This is a genomic window from Pedococcus sp. 2YAF34 (assembly GCF_052114585.1).
Taxonomy (GTDB): domain Bacteria; phylum Actinomycetota; class Actinomycetes; order Actinomycetales; family Dermatophilaceae; genus Pedococcus.
In genome coordinates this window covers 1-15,843 of the sequence record NZ_JBFRFA010000004.1, presented here as the reverse complement: position 1 = coordinate 15,843, position 15,843 = coordinate 1, and the positions used below count along the sequence as shown (strand labels likewise).

General features: G+C 73.7%; 19 protein-coding genes. 15 read left to right on the top strand and 4 right to left on the bottom strand.

Going from position 1 to position 15,843, the window contains the following annotated elements; translation table 11 throughout:
• Nucleotides 1-93 precede the first annotated feature (93 nt).
• On the bottom strand, nt 94-579 hold the full coding sequence (locus AB4Z02_RS03465; RefSeq protein ID WP_441969320.1) for a hypothetical protein: 486 nt from the start codon (nt 577-579) through the stop codon (nt 94-96).
• Between the two features lies 1 nt (nt 580).
• Entirely contained in the window at nt 581-814 is a 234-nt protein-coding gene (locus AB4Z02_RS03460) for an Lrp/AsnC family transcriptional regulator (protein WP_056884115.1), read from the bottom strand.
• A 166-nt stretch (nt 815-980) separates the two neighbouring features.
• Between AB4Z02_RS03460 and thiL the strand changes: the two genes are divergently transcribed.
• Nucleotides 981-1,952 (top strand): thiamine-phosphate kinase, encoded by a 972-nt coding sequence (gene thiL, locus AB4Z02_RS03455; protein WP_441969318.1) that lies wholly within the window; start codon nt 981-983, stop codon nt 1,950-1,952.
• Nucleotides 1,953-2,190: 238 nt separating this feature from the next.
• Here thiL and rpmB read toward each other — a convergent pair whose 3' ends face one another.
• On the bottom strand, nt 2,191-2,385 hold the full coding sequence (rpmB, locus tag AB4Z02_RS03450; protein WP_055814433.1) for a 50S ribosomal protein L28: 195 nt from the start codon (nt 2,383-2,385) through the stop codon (nt 2,191-2,193).
• 167 nt (nt 2,386-2,552) lie between these two features.
• Here rpmB and AB4Z02_RS03445 point away from each other — a divergent pair, with 167 nt between their 5' ends.
• The 4 genes from AB4Z02_RS03445 to rsmD all read left to right on the top strand — a co-directional run bounded on the left by AB4Z02_RS03445 (nt 2,553) and on the right by rsmD (nt 7,989).
• Complete coding sequence (locus tag AB4Z02_RS03445) at nt 2,553-4,241, top strand: DAK2 domain-containing protein (RefSeq protein ID WP_441969315.1); 1,689 nt, start codon at nt 2,553-2,555, stop codon at nt 4,239-4,241.
• 2 nt (nt 4,242-4,243) lie between these two features.
• Entirely contained in the window at nt 4,244-6,475 is a 2,232-nt protein-coding gene (locus tag AB4Z02_RS03440) for an ATP-dependent DNA helicase RecG (RefSeq protein ID WP_441969313.1), read from the top strand.
• An 88-nt stretch (nt 6,476-6,563) separates the two neighbouring features.
• Nucleotides 6,564-7,340, top strand: coding sequence for an alpha/beta fold hydrolase (locus AB4Z02_RS03435; protein ID WP_056883615.1), 777 nt, complete (start codon nt 6,564-6,566; stop codon nt 7,338-7,340).
• Between the two features lie 73 nt (nt 7,341-7,413).
• A complete protein-coding gene (rsmD, locus tag AB4Z02_RS03430; protein WP_056883616.1) occupies nt 7,414-7,989 on the top strand; it encodes a 16S rRNA (guanine(966)-N(2))-methyltransferase RsmD in 576 nt (191 codons plus the stop codon).
• A gap of 137 nt (nt 7,990-8,126) precedes the next feature.
• On the opposite strand, the gene AB4Z02_RS03425 is transcribed toward rsmD, so the two are convergent.
• On the bottom strand, nt 8,127-8,423 hold the full coding sequence (locus AB4Z02_RS03425; protein ID WP_056883617.1) for a hypothetical protein: 297 nt from the start codon (nt 8,421-8,423) through the stop codon (nt 8,127-8,129).
• A gap of 143 nt (nt 8,424-8,566) precedes the next feature.
• Between AB4Z02_RS03425 and AB4Z02_RS03420 the strand changes: the two genes are divergently transcribed.
• The 10 genes from AB4Z02_RS03420 to smc form a co-directional block, all read left to right on the top strand.
• On the top strand, nt 8,567-9,118 hold the full coding sequence (locus tag AB4Z02_RS03420; RefSeq protein WP_441969310.1) for a hemerythrin domain-containing protein: 552 nt from the start codon (nt 8,567-8,569) through the stop codon (nt 9,116-9,118).
• A gap of 86 nt (nt 9,119-9,204) precedes the next feature.
• Nucleotides 9,205-9,690, top strand: coding sequence for a pantetheine-phosphate adenylyltransferase (gene coaD, locus AB4Z02_RS03415; RefSeq protein ID WP_441969308.1), 486 nt, complete (start codon nt 9,205-9,207; stop codon nt 9,688-9,690).
• A 117-nt stretch (nt 9,691-9,807) separates the two neighbouring features.
• Entirely contained in the window at nt 9,808-10,404 is a 597-nt protein-coding gene (locus AB4Z02_RS03410) for a YceD family protein (protein ID WP_056883620.1), read from the top strand.
• Between the two features lies 1 nt (nt 10,405).
• Entirely contained in the window at nt 10,406-10,600 is a 195-nt protein-coding gene (rpmF, locus tag AB4Z02_RS03405) for a 50S ribosomal protein L32 (protein ID WP_056883621.1), read from the top strand.
• Nucleotides 10,601-10,616: 16 nt separating this feature from the next.
• On the top strand, nt 10,617-11,402 hold the full coding sequence (gene rnc, locus AB4Z02_RS03400) for a ribonuclease III (protein WP_441969305.1): 786 nt from the start codon (nt 10,617-10,619) through the stop codon (nt 11,400-11,402).
• Nucleotides 11,395-12,264, top strand: a complete 870-nt coding sequence (gene mutM, locus AB4Z02_RS03395) for a bifunctional DNA-formamidopyrimidine glycosylase/DNA-(apurinic or apyrimidinic site) lyase (RefSeq protein ID WP_441969303.1) — start codon at nt 11,395-11,397, stop codon at nt 12,262-12,264. Before rnc ends, mutM begins: the two co-directional genes overlap by 8 nt.
• 47 nt (nt 12,265-12,311) lie before the next feature.
• Nucleotides 12,312-12,608: an acylphosphatase gene (locus AB4Z02_RS03390; RefSeq protein WP_056884116.1), complete on the top strand. Its 297-nt coding sequence runs from the start codon at nt 12,312-12,314 to the stop codon at nt 12,606-12,608.
• Nucleotides 12,609-12,737: 129 nt separating this feature from the next.
• The gene (locus AB4Z02_RS03385; protein ID WP_056883624.1) at nt 12,738-12,965 is read left to right on the top strand and encodes a hypothetical protein; all 228 of its coding nucleotides are present in this window, start codon (nt 12,738-12,740) and stop codon (nt 12,963-12,965) included.
• Nucleotides 12,962-13,327, top strand: coding sequence for a chorismate mutase (locus AB4Z02_RS03380; RefSeq protein ID WP_082590426.1), 366 nt, complete (start codon nt 12,962-12,964; stop codon nt 13,325-13,327). The genes AB4Z02_RS03385 and AB4Z02_RS03380 overlap by 4 nt, the downstream gene beginning before the upstream one ends.
• Nucleotides 13,328-13,517: 190 nt before the next feature.
• Nucleotides 13,518-15,843 (top strand): chromosome segregation protein SMC (smc, locus tag AB4Z02_RS03375; RefSeq protein WP_441969300.1); only part of this gene is annotated, 2,326 nt, incomplete at its 3' end.

Genomic DNA, 15,843 nt, shown 5'->3' with positions numbered 1-15,843 from the left:
GCTCGTCGTCACGGGCGGGCCGCGAAAGGCCCTTCGTGACCATCAGCTGGCAACAAGAGGGGGATGGGCGGCGGGGGGCGGGGACTGGGGTCGTCAGCTGCAGGTGCGGCCGGTGGCGGGGAGGGACTTGGCGGCGGGGCCGAGGGCGGGGAGCAGGAGGGGCGCGGGGTCGTAGGCGTGGGGGACCAGGACCTCGATCGCGGGGTCGCGGCCGAACGTCGTGAACCGGACGCCGTCGCTCAGGGGCTCGGCGACCCAGTCGACGCCGTCGACGTCGAGGCACTGGTCGGGAGTGGGGCCGAGGGGTGGCCAGCCGCAGGTGGCGATGATGGCGGGGTCGCCCCAGACGCGGATGTCGCGGGGGTCGCCGCGCTCGGCGACGAACGCGTCGGAAGCGGCCTGCCCACCGACGGTGGAGGGCATGAGCGGCATGGCGACCTCGCAGTCGGCGCGGTGCGGCGGGGCCGCGACCTCCACGCCGTGGTGCCGTACGGCATACAGCACTCCGCCGGCCACCCCGAGGAGGAGGAGGCCGGCGGCTGCGACGATCAGGCGACGCCGACGGGCGGCGCGGTGCACCTCAGACGTGGACGACGGTGCAGGTCAGGGTGCGGGTGATCCCCGGGACGTCCTGGATCTTGGCGATCACGAGCTTGCCCAGCTCGTCGACCGTGTTGGCCTCGACGCGGGCGATGACGTCGTAGGGGCCGGTGACGTCCTCGGCCAGCACCACCCCGGCAATGCCGGCGATGGCCTCCGCGACGGACGCCGCCTTGCCGACCTCGGTCTGGATCAGGATGTAGGCCTGGACCACCACTGAGCACCTCACGTCTGTCGAAGATGGAACATGTCTTGTCCGGTCGGCCGGGACTTCGGCCTGCCGGGAGAACCCGACCGCGGCGCAGCGCCACGGCCTTGCCAGACGCTACCGTGCCGGTGTCCCGGCCGTCTCCCCCGGGCCGTCACGAGGAGGTCAAGTCATGGTCACGGGCCCGCGCACGCTGGCACAGGTGTCGGAGGGGGCCCTGCTGGCCGAGATCTTCCCGTACTTCGCCGCCCACGACGGCCTGCTCATCGGGCCGGGCGACGACGCTGCCGTCATCGCGACGAGCGGCTCGGTGGTGGCCACCACCGACGCGATGGTGCGCGGCCGGGACTGGGTCGACGAGTGGTCCACGGCCGCCGACGTGGCCACCAAGGCGTTCACGCAGAACGTCGCGGACGTCGCCGCCATGGGGGCCGTCCCGACCTCGCTGCTCGTGACGCTCGTGGCCGACCCGCAGACGCCCGTGCAGTGGGCCGTCGACTTCGCCCGCACGCTGGGGCGGCTGGCGCAGCAGTCGTCGGTCGCGGTGGCCGGGGGAGACCTGTCGTCCGCACCCACCGGCACGCTGATGATCTCGATCGCTGCGCTGGGCGACCTGGGCGGCCGGGCGCCGGTGCTGCGCAGCGGAGCCCGGCCCGGCGACACGGTCGCGGTCTGTGGCACCCTCGGCCGCTCTGCCGCTGGTCTTGCCCTGCTACAGGCCGGTGCGGCAGCGCTCACCGAGGCTGACGGGGTGGGCGCCGAGTGCGTGGCCCACCACCTGCGGCCGACCGCTCCCGTGGAGGCGGGCCCGCGCGCCGCGGCCGCCGGAGCCACGGCGATGCTCGACCTGTCCGACGGGCTGCTGCGCGACGGCGACCGCATCGCCCGGGCCAGCGGGGTACGGCTCGCGCTGGACTCGGCGCTGCTGCGACCGGACACCGAGGTCCTCGAGCCGGTCGTCGGTGGCGCGGAGCCGGCGCTCGAGTGCGTGCTGGCGGGTGGGGAGGAGCACAGCCTGCTCGCGACGTTCGCCGGTGAGCTGCCTACCGGGTGGCGGCCGCTGGGCCGCGTCGAGGAGGGGGAGGGCGTCACCCTCGACGGCGTGCCCCAGGCACCGCGCGGCTGGGACCACTTCGCCGGCTGACGCGCAAAGCCCGCCCTCTGCCCCCCGCCCCCCTTCGCATTTGGGGGCAGCAGGGTGAACCACTGCTCACCCTCATGCCCCCAAATGTCAGGAGAGGGCGGGGAGGGGACGGGGAGAGGGCGGGGAGAGGGCGGGGAGGGGACTGGGTATGGCGCGGCGTCGGCGCCGTACCCGGGAACGACGAAGCCGACCGTCCCGCGAGGGGAGGTCGGCTTCGTTCAGTGCCGGTGGGGCAGGGTCAGCGCTTGACCTTGCCGGCCTTGAGGCACGAGGTGCAGACGTTGAGACGCTTCGGGGTCACACCTGCGTCGCCCACCAGCGCCTTGACGCGCTGGATGTTGGGGTTCCAACGACGCTTGGTGCGGCGGTGCGAGTGCGAGATGTTGTGACCGAAGCTCGGTCCCTTGCCGCAGACGTCGCAGTTGGCAGCCACGGGTGTTCTCCTGAATTCGATGTGACAAGACTTGGATCCCCGCAGTGGTCCGGGCGCGGGCACAGGCCAGCACCAACACGGTCCACGGGAACCGGTCAAGAGTAGCCGAGGAGGGGTGCTGCGACCAAAACGGGTCCGCTGACGTCGGTGGGCACTAGCCTGCCACCGTGCTCGAAGCCCTCTCCGCCGTGGATGCACGGCGGTGGGCCGTGCTCACCCGGGCGGCGTTCGCCGCGCGCAGGGCGGAGATCGATGCGCTCAACGTCTTCCCCGTGCCCGACGGCGACACCGGCACCAACCTCTACCTCACCCTCGACGCGGCGCTCGACTCCGTCCGGACCGAGCACGAGGCCGCCGGCATCCTCGGCACCGCGACGCTGGAGCAGGAGTGCACGGCGCTCTCGCGCGCGATGCTGCTGACGGCGCGGGGCAACTCGGGCGTCATCCTCAGCCAGCTCGTCCGGGGGTTCGCCGAGGCGATCGCCGACAGCGGCCTGCCGGAGGTGGGTGCCGAGGTCGTCGCCGACGGGCTTGCGCGGGCGAGCCGCCGTGCCTACGCGAGCGTCACCCGGCCCGAGGAGGGCACCATCCTGACGGTGGCGAAGGCTGCCGCCGGCGCCGGTGGGTCCGCCGTGTGCCGGGGCCTGGCCGCCGTGGTGGAGGCGGCCCTCGACGCCGCGACCGACGCGCTGCGTGCGACCACCGAGCAGCTGCCGGCCCTCACCCGGGCCGGTGTGGTCGACGCCGGCGCCGCCGGGTACCTCCTGCTGCTCGAGGCGCTCGCGCGGGTGGTGCACCAGGACGGGGCCCACGTGGGCGAGCGCATGGAGCCGTTCGCCGAGGACCCCTCCATGCGCCGCCGCGAGGGCTGGAGCAGCCACGGTGGGGTCGTCGAGCCCACCGGGCACCACGGCGGGCCACCCGCCAGCCTGGCCGACGGGACCGACGGCGGGCCCGGGTACGAGGTGATGTACCTGCTGCGCGACAGCGACGAGGAGCGCGCGGCCACGCTGCGTACGGTGCTCGACGGGCTGGGGGACTCGCTCCTGGTCGTGGGCGGCCCGGACCTGTGGAACGTCCACGTGCACGTGGACGACGTCGGCGCCGCCATCGAGGCGGGGCTCGACGCCGGCCGCCCCTACCGCGTCCGCGTGACCCACTTCGCCGACCAGGCGTCGCACCGCCAGCCCTCGAGCGGGGTCGGGGTCGTCGCCTGCGCCGCGGGCCCGGGCCTGGCCGCGGTGTTCGAGGAGGCCGGCGCGGTCGTGGTCACCAGCGGGCCGGGTCAGCGCGCCTCGGCCGGCCAGCTGCTCGACGCCATCCGCGCGTGTCACACGCTCTCGGTGATCCTGCTGCCCAACGACCGCGACACCGAGCTCGCGGCCCAGGCCGCGGCCAGCGCCGCCGAACAGGACGGGCTCGACGTCCACCTCGTGCGCTCGCGGACCGCGGTGCAGGGACTGGCCGCGTTCGCGGTGTTCGACGCCTCGGCAGGGGTCGCCCGCAACGCCGCGGAGATGAGCCACGCCGCGGCCGCCACGCGGCACGGGGCCGTCGCGGTCGCGAGCAAGCAGGCCCTCACCAGTGCCGGGCCCTGCGAGGCGGGGGACGTCCTCGGCGCCGTCGGGGGAGACGTGGTCGTCGTGGGCACCGACCTCGCCGAGGTGGCTCTCGAGGTGGTCGCGCGCCTGCTGTCCAGCGGTGGCGAGCTCGTCACCGTCATCGGCGGCGAGCAGGCGCCCGACGGGCTCGTCGCCGACCTCGGCCAGCGGGTCGAGCGCCACCACCGCGACGTGACCGTCACCCTCATCGACGGCGGCCAGCCGCACTATCCCCTCCTGCTGGGAGTCGAGTAGGCGTGGTCGACGAGGGCACCAAGCTCGACAAGCTCCTGGGGGCGCGCACCGCCGGCACCCTGGCCAAGCACCGCGACCTGCACACCGTGGGCGACCTGCTGGAGTTCTGGCCGCGGCGCTACCTCGAGCACACCTCCGACCTGTCCGACCTGCACGTCGGCAAGTACGTCGTCGCCGTGGCGGAGGTGAAGACGGCCGTCACCCGGCGCATGCAGAAGCGTCGCGGGGAGATGCTCAACGTCACCATCACCGACGGTCGCAACGACGTCGACCTCGCGTTCTTCAAGGCGTGGGGGCACAAGGACGCGCTCGTCCCCGGCGTGCGCGCGGTCTTCGCCGGTGAGGTCGGGATGTACCGCGGCCGCTGGCAGCTGACCCACCCCGCCTACCAGGTCGTCGAGGGCGGTCTCGGCGCTGCGGCGACCGAGCGCGGGCCGATCCCCGTCTACCTCCAGGTGAAGGGTTTGCAGAACTGGTCCGTCGCCGAGTGCGTCCGCATCGTCCTCGACCAGCTCGAGGACGTGCCCGAGCCGATCCCCGCCACCCTGCGCTCGCGACACGGGCTGCCGGGGCGGCTCCAGGCGCTGCGCGGGATCCACGTCCCTGCGGCATACCCCGAGGTGCAGCGGGCCAGGCACCGCCTGCGCTACGAGGAGGCCCTGGTCTTCCAGGTGCTGCTGGCCCGGCAGCGTGCCCGGCGCGCGGCCGACCGCACGACCGGTCGCACGCCGCGGGAGGGCGGGCTGCTCGCGGCGTTCGACGCCCGGCTGCCGTTCGAGCTCACGGCCGGGCAGCGCGAGGTCGGTGAGACGCTCGCCCGGGAGATGGCCCAGGACGTGCCCATGAACCGCCTGCTGCAGGGTGAGGTCGGCTCGGGCAAGACGGTCATCGCGCTGCGGGCCATGCTGGCCGCCGTCGACTCGGGTGGGCAGGCGGCGCTGCTCGCGCCCACCGAGGTCCTCGCGGCCCAGCACCACCGCTCGATCACCACGATGCTCGGCGACCTCGCGGAGGGCGGGATGCTCGGCGGCAGCGCCATCGGCACCCGCGTGGCCCTGCTCACCGGCAGCCAGTCCACCGCGGCCCGCCGCGAGAACCTCCTCGCTGCCGCGAGCGGCGACGCGGGAATCGTGATCGGCACCCATGCCCTCATCCAGGACAAGGTGCAGTTCCAGGACCTCGCCCTGGTCGTCGTCGACGAGCAGCACCGGTTCGGCGTCGAGCAGCGGGATGCCTTGCGCGAGAAGGGATCCCAGCCCCCGCACGTGCTGGTGATGACCGCCACGCCGATCCCGCGCACCGTCACCATGACCGTGTTCGGCGACATGGAGACGTCGACCCTCTCCGAGCTGCCACGGGGCCGCTCGCCGATCACCACCCACGTCGTGCCGGCCGAGCGCGCCGCCTGGGTGCAGCGCACCTGGGAGCGCGTCGCGGAGGAGGTGCGCGCCGGCCGCCAGGCGTACGTCGTGTGTCCCCGGATCGGCGACGACGGCACCGGCTCTGCGGGCAGCGCCGTGTCGGCCGACGACGAGGAGGTCGCCGCCGTGGTGGCCCCCTCCGACGACGACGAGACCGCCCCGACCGCCGCGCCCAAGGAGCTCGCGAGCGTGTATGCCGTGGAGGCCGTGCTGCGCGACAACCCGGCCCTCGCCGGCCTCACCATCGCCGTCCTGCACGGCCGGATGGCGCCGGAGGACAAGGACGCCGTGATGCTGGCGTTCACCCGTGGCGAGGTCGACGTCCTGGTGTCGACCACGGTCATCGAGGTCGGGGTCGACGTGCCCAACGCCACCGTCATGGTGGTGGTCGACGCCGACCGCTTCGGGGTGTCCCAGCTGCACCAGCTGCGTGGCCGTGTCGGGCGTGGGGAGCACGCAGGGCTCTGCCTGCTCATGACGTCGTCCGACGCCGAGTCGTCGGTCGAGCGGCTCGAGGCGGTCGCCGGCACGAGTGACGGGTTCGAGCTCGCGCGGCTCGACCTCGAGCTGCGGGGGACCGGTGACGTGCTCAGCGGCAGGCAGAGCGGTGGCGGCCGGTCGGGTCGCGCGATGGGCCGGGGCAGCTTCCGGTTCCTGTCGCTCGTGCGCGACGAGGAGGTCATCCTGCAGGCGCGTGACGACGCGGCCGCCCTGGTGGCCGCAGACCCCGAGCTCACCGAGCACCCGGTGCTCGCGGCCGCGGTGGACGAGCGCGTGGACGAGGAGCAGGCCGCCTTCCTCGAGCGCGGCTGACACCGTCACGTCGCCGAGGTTGCCGGCCGGCCTGCGCGGGCCGGAAAACGTGGCGACCGGCCGCCGCCGCGGTCCTAGGGTGGGCCGCATGCTGCTCGCCCATGACGACCAGGGGACGGGTCCCGCCGTCCTGCTGCTGCACTCCGGTGTCACCGACCGCCGCATGTGGGACGCGCTCGTGCCCGCCCTGAGCCACAGCTTCCGGGTGGTGCGGCCCGACTTCCGCGGCTACGGCGACTCGCCGCTGCCGTCGGGGGAGTACGCCGACGCCGACGACCTCGACGAGCTACTGGACCACCTCGGCATCGCCGACGCGGCCGTGGTCGGGTCGTCGTTCGGCGGCCGGGTGGCCCTCGAGCTCGCCACGCTCCACCCCGGTCGGGTGTCGTCGCTGGTCCTGCTGTGCTCCGCGCTGCGCGGAGTCGAGCCCACCCCGGACGCTGCGGCGTACGGCGAGGAGGAGGACCGCCTGCTCGAGGGCGGCGACGTCGACGGGGCGGTCGCGCTCAACGTCCGCACCTGGCTGGGCCCGGACGCCGACGACGCGACCCGCGACCGGGTGGCGCAGATGCAGCGGCACGCGTTCGAGGTGCAGCTCGAGGCCGACGCGCGTGAGCCGGGCCCGCAGCCGCGGCGGGTCGAGGTCGACCTGTCGGGCATCGCGGTGCCGACCCTGGTGGTCTCGGGGGCCAAGGACCTCGAGCTCTTCCGTCAGACCGCCGCCGTGATCGCGCAGGAGGTCGCGGGGGCCGAGGCGGTCGAGCTCGGCTGGGCCGGCCACCTCCCGTCGTTGGAGCGGCCGGACGCCGTGCTCGCGCTGCTGCTCGACGTCCTGCGCGACGACCCCGCCGTGCACCAGCCCTGACCCCACTCGCACGGGTGCCGGCCGCGCCCGGGACGCGCACCGTCCAGCCCCTCCGCGCTGCTACGTTGCCGCGGTGACGCGGATCATCAGTGGACGAGCCGGCGGGCTGCGGCTGGCGACACCGCCGGGTGCGGGCACGCGCCCGACCAGCGACCGCGTCCGCGAGGCCCTGTTCTCGCGGCTCGAGCACCTCGAGGTGCTTGCCGGCGTCCGGGTGCTCGACCTCTACGCCGGTTCCGGCGCCCTGGGGCTCGAGGCGCTCAGCCGTGGCGCCACAGACGTCCTGCTCGTCGAGGCCGACCAGGCAGCGGCGAAGGTGACCGAGGCGAACGTCCGCGCCCTCGACCTGCCCGGGGCCGTCGTCCGCCGTGCCCCGGTCGCCAAGGTGCTCGCCACGGCCCCGGCGGCGCCGTACGGGCTGGTGTTCAGCGACCCTCCCTACGCGCTGTCGGAGGACGACCTCGCCGGTGATCTCGCACTGCTCGCCGAGCACCGCTGGCTGACCCCGGACGCGCTCGTGGTCGTGGAGCGGTCGTCGCGCTCGCCGGAGCCGCGCTGGCCGGCGGCGTGGGAGTGCGAGGGGGAGCGGCGTTACGGCGAGACGCGCATCTGGTTCGCTGGGCCGCAGGTCCCGGAGGAGACGGCCTGACTGGCCGGCGRCCTTGACCGTTGCCGCAGGAGTCGCTCTGGACGTGCGAGGGCCCGGACCACCGTGGTGGTCCGGGCCCTCGCCGTGCGGTGCCCGCGGGCAGACCCTCGTCCGGGTCTCCACACGGGCCGCGGTCGTCAGGTCGTCGGCGCCGCCGACGGGATGATGCTGAACTGCACCGCCCCTGCCTGGTCCACGCTGGCGTCGAGCACCTGGTCGCTGAGGGCGACGGCGGCGGTCTCGTCGAGGAAGACCTTCGCGCCGTCGTGCTCGACGACGGCGTCTCCCGGCTGGGCCTCCCCGGCCGTGGCGACGGTGAGGGCACCCGCGGACGGGTCCTCCTGGCTGAAGCGCAGACCGGCGTCGTCACCGGGCTCGGTCTGGTCGACCAGGGTCTTGACGATCGTGCTGGCGTTCTCGGTGAGGGTGAGCATTGCTCTCTCTTCCCTAGAGGTCAGGACCCCTCCACCGTCACGCAGCTGCCGGGACGACGCAAACCGGGCGTCCGGTGGGTGGGACCTGGTCGCGCGCCGCCCCCGGAAGTGTGCAGACACCGCAGGTGAGAGAGGGTGTCGCCATGACGGACTACGAGATCCCCCGCCCCACCTCCGGTGACGTCGTCGAGCTCATCCTCGAGGACCACCGCCTGTTCGAGTCCCTCCTGCGCGACCTGCGCGACGCCACCGCCGACCGCGAGGCCGCCCGCGCAGCGCTGTCCGCCGTGCTCATCGCCCACGGCGAGGCCGAGGAGTCGAAGGTCTACCCGAACCTCGAGCGCAAGGACGCCATCACCGAGCACGAGGCCGAGCACGGCGAGGAGGAGCACGCCGAGGGCAACGAGGCCCTGCTCGCGCTGCTGGAGTGCAAGGGGACCGACACCCAGAAGTTCGACGACGCCGTCGAGGACCTGGCGACGGCGCTCAACCACCACATCGGCGAGGAGGAGCAGACCATCCTCAACCCCGCCCGCACCGACGTCCCGGACGAGGTCCGCGCCGACCTCGGCGAGAAGTGGGCGACCGAGCGCAACCGTCTCCTCGACGCGGACGCCGGCTCGATCGACAACGTCCGCTCCATCGTCGCCAAGGCCCACAAGGAGGGCCTTCTGCCGGCTGACGACGACGAGTGACCCCGGCCTGACCTCCCCGTGAGGTCGCGCGTGAGGTCAGGCCTGAGGTGAGGGAGCCGGGGCTGCGCCGCTGCTAGCGTGCCGCTGTGACCAGACGGTGTGTGTGCCCCGGCTCCTACGACCCGGTGACGCTCGGTCACGTCGACGCCATCCGGCGCGCGGCCTCGCTGTTCGACGAGGTGGTCGTCGCGGTGCTGCACAACCCCGCCAAGCAGGGCGTCTTCACCCCGGACGAGCGCAGGGACCTCATCGAGGACGCCCTCGGTGACCTGCCGGGCGTCCGGGTGCAGGTCTTCGGTGGCCAGCTCCTCGTCGACGTCTGCCGGCAGGTGGGCGCCGAGGTCGTCGTCAAGGGCCTGCGCAGCGGCACGGACTTCGCCTACGAGCTGCCCATGGCGCTGATGAACCGGCACCTCACCGGCGTCGAGACCGTGTTCCTCCCCGGGGAGCCCAGTCTCGGCCACGTGTCGAGCTCCCTGGTCAAGGAGGTCGCGCGCTACGGCGGCGACCTGAGCGGCCTGGTCACCGACCGGGTCCGCGACGAGCTGGCCGCCCGCCTCACCCCGCGCTGACCGGCACCGACGCCGTACCCCGCGCATTTGGGGAGTGCGCCGCGCTCCGGTAACCTCGTGCGTCGGTCTACGTCCTCGCCCGAGGTACGGACCGAACCACTCGACTGCGCTGGAGCCATGGAACACCTCAACCCCCGATCGCCGCTGGTCTTCGACACCACGGACCTCGGTCGGCGACCCGGTTCCATGGTGCGGGTCCAGCGCACGGTCGAGGCACCTGCCGACTTCGGCACGGAGGTCATCGCGGTGCCGCAGGGCGCCCCGATGGAGATCGAGCTGCGGCTCGAGTCCGTGGTCGAGGGCGTGCTGGTCACCGGTTCGGTCCACGCCACGGCAACCGGCGCCTGCGTGCGGTGCCTGGACCCGGTCACCCACGAGGTGGACGGGCACTTCCAGGAGCTGTTCGCCTACGCCGACCGTGCCGCCCACCACCGCGAGGTGGGGGCGGACGACGACGAGACCGAGGAGCACACCCTCGAGGGCGACCTGTTCGACCTCGAGCCCGTGCTCCTGGACACGGTGGTGCCAGCACTGCCGTTCCAGCCGGTGTGCCGGGAGGACTGTCCGGGTCTGTGCTCCGAGTGCGGAGCGCGCCTGGCCGACGATCCCGACCACCAGCACGACGTGATCGACCCCCGGTGGTCCGCGCTCTCCGCGCTGTCCGCCGACGCCAGCACCACCACCCCGAGCACCATCGAAGAGAAGAGGAACTGACGTGGCTGTCCCGAAGCGGAAGACGTCGCGCTCCAACACCCGTTCGCGTCGCGCGAACTGGAAGACGACGGCGACCACGCTCACCACGTGCCCCCAGTGCAAGGCCCCGACGCAGCCGCACCTCGCGTGCCCGTCGTGCGGCACCTACAAGGGCCGTCACTACACGACCGCCGAGCGCACCGAGCACCAGGGCTGACCGGTCTGACCACCGCGTGAGCTCCACTCCGACTCCTACCGGGGGCAGCGCGACGCAGCGGCCCGTCGACGAGTTCCTGCAGCACCTCACCGAGGTGGTGCAGGCGCCGATCGACGAGCCGCTGCTCCAGCGTGCCCTGACCCACCGCTCGTACGCGTACGAGAACGGTGGGCTGCCCAACAACGAGCGCCTCGAGTTCCTCGGCGACTCGGTGCTGGGCCTCGTCGTCACCGACACCCTCTACGCCACGCACCCCGACCTGCCCGAGGGCCAGCTGGCCAAGCTGCGGGCTGCGGTCGTCAACATGCGCGCGCTCGCCGAGGTGGCCCGCACCATCGGGCTGGGCGACCAGGTCATGCTCGGCCGGGGCGAGGAGAGCACCGGCGGCCGCGACAAGGCCTCGATCCTCGCCGACACGATGGAGGCGGTCATCGGCACCGTCTACCTCTCGGCCGGCATGGAGGCCGCGGCGACGTTCGTGCACCACCTGCTCGACCCGCTGATGGCCCAGAGCGCCACCCTCGGCGCCGGACTGGACTGGAAGACGAGCCTGCAGGAGCTGTCCGCGGCCACGTCCTCAGGCGTCCCCGAGTACCAGGTGGACGAGGAGGGCCCGGACCACGAGAAGACGTTCCACGCGCGTGCGGTCGTGGGCGACGAGGTCCTCGGCACCGGCACCGGCCGCTCCAAGAAGGAAGCAGAGCAGAAGGCAGCCGAGCTGGCCTGGCGTGCCCTCACGGCCCGCGCCGCCCGGCTGGCCCCCGCCCCCCAGGAGGGCGGGCCCGGTACGGCGAGTGCCTGAGCTGCCCGAGGTCGAGGTCGTCCGCCGCGGCCTCGCCGACCACGTCGTCGGGCGCACCATCGAGCGCGCCGAGTTCTTCGGCACCCGGGTCGCGCGACGCCACCTGCCCGGGCCGCAGGACCTCGCCGACCGCCTCGCCGGCAACCACGTCGAGGACGCCCGTCGCCGCGGCAAGTACCTCTGGCTGGTCCTGTCGGCGGCCGACGGCTCCCGCCAGGGGCTCGTGACCCACCTCGGCATGAGCGGGCAGCTCCTCGTCGAGCAGGCGGACGCCCCGCGGGAGAAGCACCTGCACGCGGTGGTGGACTTCGCCGACGACGGGCCGCAGCTGAGGTTCGTCGACCAGCGCACGTTCGGCGGCATGGCCCTGGCGGAGCTGACGCCCGACGACGTCCCCGAGCCGGTGGCCCACATCGCCCCGGACCCGCTCGAGGGCGGCTACGACCAGGCCGCCGTCGTCCGCCGGATGAAGGGCAAGGACGTCGCCGTCAAGCGGGCTCTGCTCGACCAGACGCTGGTCTCGGGCGTCGGCAACATCTACGCCGACGAGGCCCTGTGGCGGGCGCAGGTCCACGGCGGCCGGTTGTGCTCCGCCCTGACCCGGCCCACGCTGGCCCGGGTGCTGGACCACGCCCGGGAGGTGATGCTCGAGGCGCTGGGGCAGGGCGGCACGAGCTTCGACGCCCTCTACGTCAACGTCAACGGCGCCTCCGGCTACTTCGACCGCTCGCTGCACGCCTACGGGCAGGAGGGGCGTCCGTGCGACCGGTGCGGCACCCCCATCCGCCGCGAGGCGTTCATGAACCGGTCGTCGTACTCGTGCCCGCGCTGCCAGCCCCGCCCGCGGGCCCGTCGCGGCTGACAGCGGCCCCTCCGCGGTTGTACAACAGGAGGGAGAGGGTGGTGCAGATGGATCGAGAAGGACCAGCCAGGGCGGTCGTGTGGGTGCACGGCCGGGTCCAGGGCGTCGGTTTCCGCTGGTGGGTGCGCGCCCGGGCCCTTGAGCGCGGCCTCGTCGGCCACGCCCGCAACGCCACCGACGGCCGCGTGGAGATCGTGGCCCAGGGCGACCCCGACCAGCTGCGCGATTTCGTGGAGCTGCTGGAGGAGAAGCCGAGCCAGCACCTGCGGCCCGGCGACGTCGAGGTCTGCGTCACGGCCTGGGGTGCGCCGCGTGACGGCGTGACGGGGTTCGTGGAGAAGTAGGCGCCGGACCACAGCAGTGGCGAGGTGCGTCCATTGACCCGGCGTGGGCTGGATGTCACCCTGAGAGACGGCCCCCTACCGGCATCTCGACGACATCTCACGACCGAGAGTCGTCCCCGAGGAGACATCATGGCCAAGGCCCTCGTCGGCTACCGCGTCGCCTACGACCAGCGACTCATGCACGAAGCCCTGGAGCTGCGCCGCCGCGTCGCCGACCTGGAGCACCTGGTCGACCGCCTCCAACGGGACAACGACCAGCTGCGCGAGGACCTAAGGGAGGACCTGCCCGAGGAGCTCGCGGAGGATCTGAGACGGCCGGACGTCGTCGGCGCGGGCGCGCCTACGATTGCCGGGTGACCCAGCCCGCACAGCCCTTCGCCCAGGAGCCCGGTCCGACCCCACTCACCCGTCCCACCCCGTCGGCCACCCCGTCCGACACCGCGACGGCCGACCTGCAGCGCCTGCGCGCGAGCATCGACAACATCGACGCCGCCCTCATCCACCTGCTCGCCGAGCGCTTCAAGTGCACCCAGCGGGTGGGGGAGCTCAAGGCGCGGGAGGGTATGCCGCCTGCGGACCCGGCGCGCGAGGAGGTCCAGGTCGCGAGGCTGCGTGAGCTCGCCGACGCCGCGGGGCTCGACCCGACGTTCGCGGAGAAGTTCCTCAACTTCGTCATCGCGGAGGTCATCCACCACCACGAGGCCATCGCCCGCGACTGAGGCGGAGCCGACGGGGGGCTCGTCGGTGCTCCTCGATGGCGTTCACCGGCACTGCCGTCACACCAGCCACACCTGTCCCTGATCGCCGGGCCGACCCGGCGTGGCGGCCCGCGCGCACCCCGGGACGCCACGGGCGCGCCGGTACAGTGAGCGCGATCCGGACCACCCGACGAGAGACGACCTCCAAGGCATGTACGTCAAGAGCCTGACCCTGAAGGGCTTCAAGTCCTTCGCCTCGGCGACCACGATGCGCCTCGAGCCCGGCATCACCTGCATCGTCGGCCCCAACGGCTCCGGCAAGTCCAACGTCGTCGACGCGCTCGCCTGGGTCATGGGGGAGCAGGGCGCCAAGAGCCTGCGCGGCGGCAAGATGGAGGACGTCATCTTCGCCGGCACCGCCGGCCGCGCACCGCTCGGTCGCGCCGAGGTGGCCCTGACCATCGACAACTCCGACGGCGCGCTGCCGATCGACTACACCGAGGTCACGATCGCGCGGACCATGTTCCGCAACGGTGGCTCCGAGTACGCCATCAACGGCACCTCCTGCCGCCTGCTCGACGTGCAGGAGCTGCTCTCGGACTCCGGCATCGGCCGCGAGATGCACGTCATCGTCGGACAGGGCCAGCTCGACGCCGTGCTGCGCGCGACGCCCGAGGAGCGCCGGGGCTTCATCGAGGAGGCCGCCGGGGTCCTCAAGCACCGCAAGCGCAAGGAGAAGGCGCTGCGCAAGCTGGAGTCGATGGAGGCCAACCTCACCCGCGTCAACGACCTCACCGGCGAGATCCGCCGCCAGCTCGGCCCGCTCGGTCGCCAGGCCGAGGCAGCCCGGCGCGCCGCCGTCATCCAGGCCGACGCCCGCGACGCCCGTCTGCGCCTGCTGGCCGACGACCTCGTCCAGCTCACCTCCACCCTCGAGCAGGAGGTCGCCGACGAGTCGGCCCTCATCGCCAAGCGCACCGAGGTCGAGGAGGGGCTGGCCACCCTCCGCAGCCGCCTCGCCACCCTCGAGCAGCAGGCACAGGACGCCGCGCCCGAGCTCACCCGCGCGCAGGAGCGCTGGTTCAGCCTCCAGCAGCTGCGCGACAAGCTGTCCTCCACCGAGTCGCTCGCCGCCGAGCGCGTCCGGCTGCTGAGCCAGGACAGCCAGGACGAGCAGACCACCGGCCGCGACCCCGAGGAGCTCAAGGCGCAGGCCGCCGAGGCTCGACGCCAGGAGGAGTCGCTGCTCGCCGAGGTGCGCGAGGCCTCCGCCCGGCTGGAGGCCGCCGTCGCCGCCCGCACCGAGGCTGAGCAGGCGTATGCCGCGGAGCAGCAGCGCCTCCAGCGCCTCGTGCGCGCCGCGGCCGACCGCCGCGAGGGGCTGGCGAAGCTCGCCGGCCAGGTCGGTGCCCGCCGCAGCCGCATCGAGGCCGGCGAGGCCGAGATCGGCCGCCTGCGGGGCATCGTCGCCCAGTCGCTCGAGCGCGCCGCCGCGGCGGAGCAGGAGTTCACCAAGCTCGAGGCGTCCGTGGCCGTCGACGAGGAGGGCGAGGAGGGCCTCGACAGCGCCTACGAGAAGGCCGCGGCCGTCCTCGAGCAGGCCGAGGCCGAGGTCGAGAAGCACCGCGAGGCCGAGCGATCCGCCGAGCGCGACCGCACCGCCTCCGCCGCCCGGCTCGAGGCGCTCGAGCTCAGCCTGTCTCGCAAGGACGGAGCGGCGACGCTCCTCGCGGCCGCCGACACGCGGCACGGCATCGTCGGCTCGGTCGCCTCGCTGCTGCAGGTCCAGGGCGGTCACGAGGCCGCCATCGCCGCGGCCCTGGGCTGGGCCGGGGACGCGCTCGCGGTGGAGTCCGTCGACCACGCCGCCAGCGCCCTGGTGACGCTGCGCGAGGACGACGCCGGCCGAGCCGCGTTCCTCGTGGGCCAGACCGCGAGCTCGAGCGACCCCGCCGGCTGGCCGCAGCTCGAGGGCTCGGCGGTCTGGGCGCGCGAGGTCGTGCAGGCTCCGGCCACGGTGCGGCCTGCGGTCGAGCAGCTGCTCGACCGCGTCGCCCTGGTGTCCGACCCGGCGCTCGCCGCAGCCCTCGTCGCCCGCGGCGAGGGCATCACCGCCGTCACGGCCGACGGAGACGTCTTCGCCCCCGGGTTCGTGCGCGGTGGCAGCAGCCACGCCCCCAGCCTCATCGAGATCCAGTCCGCGGTCGACGAGACCCGCGACCGCGTCGCCGACGCCACCCGCCGGGGCGAGCAGGCGCGGTTCGCGCTCACCAGCGCGCAGGAGCGCCACCGGGCTGCGACCGAGGAGGTCGAGGCCGCGCTCGAGGCGCTGCACGACTCCGACGCGAAGATGGCAGCGGTCGCCGAGCGGCTCGGGCACCTCGGTGCCACGGTCCGGGCGGCCAAGGCCGAGTCCGAGCGCACGGAGCGCAGCATCGCCGACGCCACGACGGCGCTGGAGGCCGACCGGGCCGAGCTGGCCGCGCTGACCGAGCGCCTCGACGAGGCGAGCGCCGAGCCCACCGAGGCCCAGGACC

Coding starts and splice junctions, on each gene's coding strand:
- thiL (WP_441969318.1), top strand. CDS start 981: ATGGTCACGGGCCCGCGCACGCTGGCACAGGTGTCGGAGGGGGCCCTG.
- AB4Z02_RS03435 (WP_056883615.1), top strand. CDS start 6,564: ATGCTGCTCGCCCATGACGACCAGGGGACGGGTCCCGCCGTCCTGCTG.
- AB4Z02_RS03425 (WP_056883617.1), bottom strand. CDS start 8,423: ATGCTCACCCTCACCGAGAACGCCAGCACGATCGTCAAGACCCTGGTC.
- AB4Z02_RS03420 (WP_441969310.1), top strand. CDS start 8,567: ATGACGGACTACGAGATCCCCCGCCCCACCTCCGGTGACGTCGTCGAG.
- AB4Z02_RS03410 (WP_056883620.1), top strand. CDS start 9,808: ATGGAACACCTCAACCCCCGATCGCCGCTGGTCTTCGACACCACGGAC.
- AB4Z02_RS03390 (WP_056884116.1), top strand. CDS start 12,312: ATGGATCGAGAAGGACCAGCCAGGGCGGTCGTGTGGGTGCACGGCCGG.
- AB4Z02_RS03385 (WP_056883624.1), top strand. CDS start 12,738: ATGGCCAAGGCCCTCGTCGGCTACCGCGTCGCCTACGACCAGCGACTC.